The 9,432-nt window shown below is 74.0% G+C and carries 4 protein-coding genes; all 4 read right to left on the reverse strand.

The annotated features are described in order from the left end of the window. Nucleotides 1-90 precede the first annotated feature (90 nt). The 4 genes from ACWDN5_RS44955 to ACWDN5_RS44970 all read right to left on the reverse strand — a co-directional run bounded on the left by ACWDN5_RS44955 (nt 91) and on the right by ACWDN5_RS44970 (nt 8,616). Nucleotides 91-1,488 carry an EF-Tu/IF-2/RF-3 family GTPase gene (locus ACWDN5_RS44955; RefSeq protein ID WP_449680578.1) on the reverse strand — a complete coding sequence of 466 codons (1,398 nt, stop codon included), beginning with the start codon at nt 1,486-1,488 and terminating at the stop codon, nt 91-93. 60 nt (nt 1,489-1,548) lie between these two features. After that, nucleotides 1,549-2,019: a GTP-binding protein gene (locus tag ACWDN5_RS44960; protein ID WP_449680579.1), complete on the reverse strand. Its 471-nt coding sequence runs from the start codon at nt 2,017-2,019 to the stop codon at nt 1,549-1,551. A 401-nt stretch (nt 2,020-2,420) separates the two neighbouring features. Beyond that, the gene (locus tag ACWDN5_RS44965) at nt 2,421-4,049 is read right to left on the reverse strand and encodes a PucR family transcriptional regulator (protein WP_449680581.1); all 1,629 of its coding nucleotides are present in this window, start codon (nt 4,047-4,049) and stop codon (nt 2,421-2,423) included. A gap of 991 nt (nt 4,050-5,040) precedes the next feature. Then, nucleotides 5,041-8,616 (reverse strand): discoidin domain-containing protein, encoded by a 3,576-nt coding sequence (locus ACWDN5_RS44970; RefSeq protein WP_449680580.1) that lies wholly within the window; start codon nt 8,614-8,616, stop codon nt 5,041-5,043. Nucleotides 8,617-9,432 lie beyond the last annotated feature (816 nt).

The raw sequence follows: 9,432 nt of genomic DNA on the forward strand, positions 1-9,432 counted from the left end.
CGCCCCGCGGCGTGCCGCGAATGACTCATTCGGGACACCAGAGGTCCCGAATGAGTCATTCGCGACGTCACCGCGGTGGGGCGTCGGCGCTCACGGCACCGGCGCGAAGCCCACCGGGCGGGCGGTGAACGTGCCACGGCCCTGCGTGCGGCTGCGCAGCCGGGTCGCGTAGCCGAACAGCTCCGCCACCGGCACCGTCGCCGTCACCACCGCCGTCCCCTGCCGGACCGCCGAACCGGCCACCCGGCCCCGGCGGGCCGCCAGGTCGCCGAGCACGCCACCGACGGCGTCGGGCGGAACCGTCACCGCCACCTCGGCCACCGGCTCGAGCAGCCGCAGCTCCGACGACCGCAGCGCTTCCCGCAGCCCGAGGCGGCCCGCCGTGCGGAACGCCAGGTCCGACGAGTCCTTCGGGTGCGTCGCCCCGTCGGTCAGCGTCACGCGCAGGCCCCTCACCGGGTGCCCGCCCAGCGGTCCCTCGGCCAGCGCTTCCCGGCAGCCGGCCTCGACCGCGCGGACGTACTCCCGCGGCACCCGGCCGCCGACGACCGCCGAAGCGAACTCGAAGCCCTCGGCCGCCGGGGCGACGTCGAGGACCACGTGGGCGAACTGGCCCGCCCCGCCGTCCTGCTTGACGTGGCGGTAGACCAGCCCGGTCACCCCGCTGACCACCGTCTCGCGGTAGGCCACCGAAGGACGCCCCACCGCGACCTCGAGGCCGCGGTCCCGCCGCAGCTTCTCCACCGACACCTCCAGGTGCAGCTCGCCCAGCCCGGACAGCACCGTCTGGCCGGTCTCCGGATCGACCCGCACGACCAGCGACGGGTCCTCCTCGGCCAGCCAGGCCAGCCCCGCCGTGAGCCGGTCGCCGTCGCGCCGGGCCTCGACCGCCACCGAGACCACCGGGTCCGCCGTCGCCGGCGGCTCCAGCAGCACCGGAGCGCCGGGCGCGCAGAGGGTGGCGCCGACGCGCGCCGCCTTCGGCCCGGCGACCGCGACGATGTCACCGGCCACCGCACTGTCCACTTCGGAATACCGGTCGGCCTGCACGCGCAGCACGCGCGCGATGCGCTCGGTGCGTTCGGCGTCCGTCACCCGATCTCCCTTCCGCAGCGTTCCCGAGTACACCCGCAGGTACGTCAGCCGTCCCGTGGTCGTCGAGACGACCTTGAACACCAGTGCGGCCAGGGGCGCCGCCGGGTCGGCGGGCCGGTCGGGCCGCACCGGCGGGACGTCGGCCGGCGACGGCAGGTACGCGACGACGGCGTCGAGCAGAGGCTCGATCCCGCGATCGCGGTAGGCCGCGCCGCACAGCACGACGAGCCCGTCGCCGCTGAGGGTCAGCTCCCGCAGCGCCTTCTCCAGGGTCTCCGCCGAGATCCGGCCGGTGGCGCAGAACTCGTCGAGGGCCACCGGGTGCAGTTCGGCGACGGCCTCCTCCAGCTCCCGGCGACGGCGGTGGGCCTCGGCGACGAGCTCGGCCGCCACGTCGTGCGGGCGCAGCAGGTCGACGACGCCGGTGAAGCCGTCCTCCCGGCCGATCGGCAGCTACACGACCAGCGGTGCCGGGTGCAGCCGCGCCCGGATGGACGCGACGGCGGTGTCGAGGTCGGCGCCCGCGCGGTCGAGTTTGTTGACGAACGCGATCCGCGGCACGCCGTACCGATCGGCTTGGCGCCACACGGTTTCGCTCTGCGGCTCGACCCCGGCGACGGCGTCGAACACGGCGACGGCGCCGTCGAGCACCCGCAGGGAGCGCTCGACCTCGGCGGTGAAGTCGACGTGGCCGGGCGTGTCGATCAGGGTGAGCCGGTGGCCGTCCCACGTGCAGCTGACGGCCGCGGCGAAGATGGTGATGCCGCGATCGCGTTCCTGCGGGTCGAAGTCGGTGACGGTGGTGCCGTCGTGGACCTCGCCGGTCTTGTGGGTGGCGCCGGTGCGGTGCAGGATCCGCTCGGTGATGGTGGTCTTGCCCGCGTCGACGTGGGCGAGGATGCCGAGGTTGCGGAGGTTGCGCACAGTGGTGTCCTTTGTGGACGAAGTGACCAGGGCGGCGCGATTCCCCGCGACGGTCGTCAGGAACGCGTCACGGAGTCCGGTGCAGGCCGCGCGGCAGGCACCGGGGACGCGAAGACACCAGGATCACCTCGGACCGCGACCGGGCAGCGACGGCGACGCGACAACGCACGGCCGGCTCCCTTCGATCGACGCGGCAGGCGAGTTCCCGCGAAGGGTAACGACCCCCCGCCCGCCGGCCAACGCAATTTCCGCGTGTCTGAAGGGTCGACACGCGTGATCAGGGAGCCGACACGCGTGATCAGGAGGTCGACACGCCGGCCGGCCGCGGGTTCCGCCGTGTCGACCCTTCAATCACGCGTGTCGACCCTTCAATCACGTGTGTCGGCTCTCTGATCACGGTGTCAGGGGGCGGGTGGGGCGACTACGCGGAGCTGGAGCATGGCCGCGAACCTGGCCTGCGGGTCCGTCAGGTCGAAGCCGCCGACCTCGGCGAGGCGGCGGAGGCGGTAGCGGAAGGTGTTCGGGTGGACGTGGACCGCCGCGGAGGCGGCGATGACGTCGCCGAAGGCGTCCAGCCAGGCTCGGAGCGTCTCCAAGAGGTGGGCGTGGTGCTGGGCGTCGTAGTCGAGCAGGCGGGCGACGACGCCGGTCGGGCGGTCGCCGCGGGCGGCGACCAGGTCCTGCAGCTCCAGCAGGAGGGCCTCGACGTGCACGTCGGCCAGCAGGGCGACCCGGCGCCCGGCGCCGCTGCCCGAGCGCAGCACCCGCAACGCCCGGTCCGCGCTGCCGCGGGCTTCCGGCAGCTCGGCCGCGCTGCGGGCCACCGGGCCGATGCCGACCACGGCGCGGGCCCGGTCGCCGACCCGGTCGAGGAAATCGGTGGCGATCCGCAGGGCGCGCTGCTCGGCGTCGGTGTCGCGGGTCACCGGCACCAGCCCGTAGGCCGTGTCGCCGACGAGCGCGGCGGCGCACCGCGGGTGGACCGCGCTCAGGTGCATCGCCAGCCCGTCGCTGAGGCGCTGCCGGTCGGCGGCGAGCTCGGCGTCGGCGGCTCCGGTCCCGAGCACGGCGAGCGCCAGCACGACGACGGGCTGGTCGGCCAGGCCCAGCCGGCTCAGCGCCTCGCGCGCGCCGGTCCCCCCTTCGAGGGCGGTGCTCAGCAGGTCCGCCCGCAGCCGCCGTTCGACGTCGGCCCCGGCCCGGATGCGCAGCAGGTGCAGGGCCACCAGGCGGGCCGCGTCGCGCAGGGCCTGCGCGCGGTCGGGCGTCAGCGGGGCGCTCACCGCGGCCCAGATCGAGCCGAGGATCTCGTCGCCCGCCCGGACCGCGACGGCGACGCGCGGGATCATGAACCCCTCCGGGCTTTCCGGCGGGCGGTCGACGTAGACCGGCTGCTCGCTGCGGTAGAGCTCGCGGAACACCCCGCGCTCGGCCAGCATCCGCGCGAACCGCTCGGGTACCTGCCGCCCCAAGATGGTCTCGACGCGCGAGGGGTCGGCTTCGTCCTGCCGTCCGGAGAAGGCGAGCACGCGGGAACGCCGGTCCTCGATGGTGACGGGCGCGTCGATCAGCGCGGCGATCGCGTTGGCCACGGCGAACAGGTCGCCGGACGGCAGCCCGGCCAGGGTCTCGCGCTGCGCGTCCCCGACGTCGCCCTCGGCCAGCAGCGACCGCAGCATCGCGGCGAGCTGGGCCCAGGACGCACCCCGGGCGAGGCTCAGCAGGGCGACGCCGGTCTCGTCGACGGCGGCGGTGATCGCCGGGGTCACCTTGACCGGCGCGCGCAGCACGAGCCCGGCCGCGTCGTGGCGGGCCAGCATCCGCAGCTGCCGCACGACCTCGTCCGGGTCGGCGAGGCCGACGCCCAGCACGAGGGCGTGCTGCGGCAGCGCGGGCTCGTCGAGCGGATCGTGGATGGCGACGCCGCCGATGCCGCCCGGTCGCTCACCGTCGCCGAGGACGAGGTCCAGGAGTGTGCCGCCCAGGTCGTCGAGGACGCGGCCGAGGCCGGCGTGCGGGCGCAGGTTCATGGAGACGAGCACCTCCCGAAGCTAGGCGCGACGCCGCCAGCGTAGTTCGTCGCGGCGGACGAATTCAGTATCTGCTTTGGTCGTCTCCGACGAACTCCTCCGACTAAGGGATGATCCGGAAGGAGGCGTCGCCGAGCCCGCGGAGGAACAGGCGCCGCGAGCCGGGCGCGAAGTCCGGCTCGTGTTCGTGCGCGCTGTGCCGCCGGCGGCGCGGGGTTCCCCGGAATGCCAGCGGATCAGGGCGTGCAGCGGGGATTCGTCCGGGTCGAGCGGGAACCGCCCGCCGCCGGGGACGATCCGGGTGTCGCTGCCGGGTTCGATGACGACGAGGGTGCGCCCGGCCGGCCGCGGGACGGCACCGAGGCTGTGCCGCGCCCCCGGCGGCGAGGGCGGGTTCCCAGCGCCGGCTGTCCACGCCCTGCCAGGCCGCGGCGAACCGCAGCGGCCCCAGGCCGGAGGCGCGGACTTCGGATGAAGCTGCGCGAGCCGTTGCGCGGGTGGGGGCCGGTGCCGGCGAGGAGATCCAGAGAGCCGGCGAGCGGCCGGTGCCCGACCGCGCCACCGTGCCCGGCCCGGCGGTGCACCAGCGGCAAGGTCCGGACCTTTCCGTGCCGCCGGGCCAGCGCGTACCGGAACAGATCACCCTGCGCCCGCGGATGCACGAGCCGGATCACCGCGCCGAACCGCAAGGGCCGGGGCGTGCCGATGCCTCCGTGCCGCGGGAGATCGCCCCGGACGAAACCCAGCTCGAAGTGGTGCCCGCCGTCGTCGTACGCCAGCAGATGCCCCGGGTCGTCCGCACGGCACAGCACCGACGCGATCACCTGCCGCGACACCCCGTGCTCGCCCCGCTCCAGCCGGCCGGCCACGAAGGCCGCCGCCCCTCCCCGCGCCGGGCTCGCGAACGAGGAGGACCGAGACCCACAGCCACGCACCGGCACTCCTCGTTCGCAGGCCCCGCGAGCGTAGCGACGGGGTCCGACAACCGCGGCTAGATCAGCTTCGCCGCCACGTTGTACGCCTCCACCAGCAGTTTCGCGTTCGGCACCCGCCGGCGTGGCTCGACGCGGACCGTGCGGCTCTCCCCCGGCAGCAGCCAGAAGTAGTTGTCGCCGTAGCGGGTCGGCAGCACGCGGTCGGTGCCGTTCTTCTCCCGCAGCGACAGCCGGATCATCGCCGCCACCGTGCGGCCGTCGTTGCGGACCGTCGCCGTGTACGCGTCGCCGTCGGACCGCAGCGACGTCGTGAGGCGCGCACCCGGGAGCTGGTTGAGCGCGCGCATCGCCGTGTCCGTCCGGTAGCGCCAGTACGTGTTCTCCGACAGCACCGTCCCCCGGCCGTCGGTCAGGGTCAGCCGGAGCAGGTGCAGGTCCGGCCGGCCGGCGTCGAACGGGACCGTGAACGCCGCGGCGGCCGAAACCGGCGCCACGTCGAGCTTCTGCTGCTGCGCCTGGCCGAGTGCCGTCCCGTCGAGGCCGTACAGCCGGGCCGTGGCGGTCACGCCGGTGAGCGCGGCCGGCGTGTGGTTGACCACGCGCACCTGCCACGTCGTCAGGTCGGCCTGGACGTGCCGGGCCTCGCAGCCCTTGCGCGCGCCGTAGTAGCTGCCGTTGACGTCGAGGTCGTAGTCGTAGGTCTGCCAGACCGTGCTGTGCCACGCCGGGTGCGACATCCACAGCAGCACGCCGGTGGCGTCGTTCCACAGCTTCGCGTTCCACGCCTCGAAGATCGCCCGCATGCTCTCGTAGTTGACGAACTGGGCCTTGCGGCAGAACTCGGCCAGGCTCGTCGACGGCGCCAGCCGCGCGTCGATCGCCGCCAGGTAGCTCTGCGGCGACTGGTTGCCGTTCGTGGACCAGTCGTGCAGGAACCAGGGCGCGCCGATCGGCCAGCCGGGGTCGTCCTTGCCGACGAGGTTGCGCATGCTCTCCACGACCGACACCGTCGGGAGGCCGATCTCGCTCCAGAACCCGGCTTTGCCGCCGGTCGCCTCGCCGGTGAAGTACCGTTTCGGGTCCTGCCAGTAGTACGGCCCGTCGCCGGTGATCACGCCGCCCGCCGAATTGCCCTGGTAGAGCAGGTCGGTGTTGTCGTGCACGATGTCCCGCAGCGCGTTGTCGATCACCGGCGGCGGGGTGCCCTCGTTGCAGCCGAACCAGACCGTCGCGCACGCGTGGTGGCGGTAGCGCAGCACGGTGTCCTTCGCCTGCGCCAGGAAGATGTCGTGGTTGGCCGGGTCGGTCGACCAGCCGTCCCAGAACTCGTTCCACAGCAGGATGCCGTACTTGTCGCAGGCGTCGAACAGCTCCGGCCGGTACGACGACCCGACCCAGTTGCGGATCAGCGTGAAGTTCATGTCGCGGTGCATCGCGACGACGGCGTCGGCCCGTTCGGCGGGCATGCGGCGCAGCAGCTCGTCCCAGCCCCAGCTCCCGCCGCGGGCGAAGATCTTGACGCCGTTGACCAGGAAGGTCAGCGGCTTCGGGCTGTTGTCCACCGACGCGACGTCGGTCCAGGTGTCGCCGTCCTGCGACACCTGGATCTTGAACGTCGCCGCGTAGGCGGTTTCCCAGGTCAGCACGACCCGGTCGAACGCCGTCGGGGCGCCGAGGTCGACCTGCAGCCACTGGTTGTCGCTGTACTCCGACGTCCAGCGGGTGTTCGGGTCGCCGTCGAAGGCGCGCTCGGGCGGGTTGCCGTCGGCCACCGACTGGGACGACGACGGCTTGCCCTGGGCCAGATCGGGGCCCGAGCCGTTCAGCACGGACATCGTCCAGAGCGAGAACCCCCAGCCGGTGGCGCGCCTGAGGCCCTGCATGCGGACGAACCGGGCGTTCTGCGGCGCGAGGTCGACGGTCTGGGTGGCGCGGCCGTCGGCGATGACGATCGGCAGGTCGTAGACGTAGCCGATTTCGCGCAGGCCGATCTTGACCGTCCGGCGGTCGCTCGTGGCCGCGCCGATCGCCGCGGTGAGCGTCAAGTCGTAGAGGTTCGGGTCGCCGTAGCCGTTGGGCCACCACAGCTTCGCGTTCTCGACCCGCTGCTTCGGGAACACGACGTCGGTGCTCTGCCCGGCCGGGACGGTCACCGTGGCCGCCAGGTTGACCGGGCCGAACGCGGCGGTGACCTTGACGCGCTGGGCGGTCGCGGCGGCGTTGCGCACCGGGACGGTGAGTGTCACCTCGGCGGTCTTGCCGTCGGGCACCTTCGTGTCGACGCGGACGTCGCCGAGCACGGCGGCGCCGGTGGAGCGCAGGCGGACGTGGTCCCAGAGGCCGGACGCGCGGTCGCGCACCGCGGGCATCCAGTCCCAGCCGGAGACGGCGAGGTAAGTCGGCGAGTTGTCGAACATCGTGCCGCCCGCGTCGACCCAGGAGCTGCCGTCGGCGCCCTTGTCCCCGGGGCTGCCCGGCCGCGGCATCGGCGAGATCTTGACGGCCAGGACCTGCTCGCCGGTCCGGCGCAGCGCGGCGGTCACGTCGTGGACACCGCGGCCGAACGGGTGGCTCTGCGTGGCGATTTCGGCTCCGTTGAGCCAGATCTGCGCTTCGTGGTTGACGCCGTCGAACTCCAGCCAGACGTGCCGGCCCGGGGAGGTGTCCAGGCCGCGCGGGAGGGCGAAGCGGCGGCGGTACCACCACGCGTGGCGGGAGAGCGCTTCCGGGACGTGCAGGTTGTTCATCCCGGCCACCGGATCCGGCAGCTGCCCCTGCTCGACGAGCGAGGCCAGCACGGTGCCGGGCACGGTCGCCGGCAGCCAGCCGCGGGTGTCCACAGTGGTCGCCGAGAGGGCCTTGCCGTCGCCGGTGGGCGCCCAGTCGTCCATGGTGAGCACCCAGCCGGATTCGAGCGGCACGGTGCCGTCGGCCGCCACGGCGAGGGCGAGCGGCTCGTCGTTCGGCCGCACCGGGAAGCTCGTCCAGCCGCGGACGGCGGGCCGGGGCTGACGGCTGGTGCCGAAGACCTGGAAGCCGTTGAGTCCCAGGGGGTTGCTCGTCGAGCGGCGGCTCGCGGTGAAGCGGACCCAGCGCGCGGTGACGGCCACCGGGATCGTGACGACACCACCGGTGCCGGCGTCGGTGTGGTGGACGGTGCGCCACGCTTTGCCGTCGCCGGAGACGTCGAGGTCGAACGCCGTCGCGTAGCTGGACTGGACCTCGAAGCCGCTGGTGCGGGACCGGGAGGCACCGGCGTCGAAGGCCGGATCGCCGGGCTGCGCCTCGAAGGTCAGGACGACGGACTCGATGGCGCAGGGCGCCTGCAGGTCGACGACGATCCACTGGCCGTCCCCCTGGGCGGCGCGCCAGCCGGAGCCGCGGACGCCGACCTGGGCCAGCCCGTCGACGGCGAACTCGGCCGGGGTCGCGGCGTAGGCGGTCGAGGACACCTGGACCGGCCGGAACAGGGCGAGATCGCTCTTGCGGCTCTCGGGAGCGGCCGGTGCCGCCGAGGCAACCCCGGGCAGGACGGCGGCGAGGCCGAAGCCGGCCAGCAAGCCGGTTCCCGCCGTCAGGACGTGCCGACGGGACATGGCCGACACCTCCGCGCGCGCGTTCTCCTCCGCCATGCGGACTCCGTTCTTCAGGCGGCAACCGAGGACCTGGCGGGGTGGGGTGCCGGGAAGCTGACAACGTTGCCAGGAAGCTTCCGCCGCGGGCCTGGAGAGCGTCAAGAAGACAAGGAAGACAAGAATTCGGATTAATGACATCGATGTCCGCGCTTCGCCCGGGATGGGCTTATGCGGGGCCGCGGCTGGCCGCGGTGGGGCGGGGCTGGCCGGGCTGGTCGCGGTAGCGCAGAGCTGGGGTGGGCCGGGCGCGAGGCCAGACTGGGCAGGGTCGGTGCGACGCCGGGCTGTTGCGAGCCCGGGACGAAGCGAGTCCGGGGCCGGGTGCAAGCCTGGCCTGGCCTGGCCTGGCCTGGCCTGGCCTGGCCCGGGCTGGCCCGGGCTGGGCTCGCCCCGGCTGGGCTGGCCCCAGCTGGGCTGGGCTGGCTGACCCGGGCTGGGCTGGGCTGGGCTGGCCCCGGCTGGCTGAGCTGGGCTGGGCTGGGCTGGGCTGGGCGCAAGCCTGGCCTGGCCGCGCTGGGGCTAAGCCGACGCAAGGCCGGGAAGGGCCACCGCGAGCCCAGAGCGAGGCCGAGCCGGGCGCAAGCCTGGCCCCGGCTCGGGCTGGGCCAGCTAAGCCGACGCAAGGCCGGGCGGGACCGCCTCGACCCCAGGGCCGAAGCCAGGCCGGGCGCAAGCCTGGCCCGGGCTGGCTGACCGGCCTGGCCGGGTGGGCCCGGCCCGTGCAACCCCGGCCCACCCGGCGGCGACCTGGCGCGGGGTGCACGGGATCTACCTGGAGGACCTGTACGTCCGGGAGTCCCAGCGTGGTTCGGG

Source organism: Amycolatopsis sp. NPDC003731, assembly GCF_053586895.1.

Excerpts from the sequence above, each read along its gene's own strand:
- ACWDN5_RS44965 (WP_449680581.1), bottom strand. The coding sequence starts at position 4,049 with ATGAACCTGCGCCCGCACGCCGGCCTCGGCCGCGTCCTCGACGACCTG.
- ACWDN5_RS44970 (WP_449680580.1), bottom strand. The coding sequence starts at position 8,616 with ATGGCGGAGGAGAACGCGCGCGCGGAGGTGTCGGCCATGTCCCGTCGG.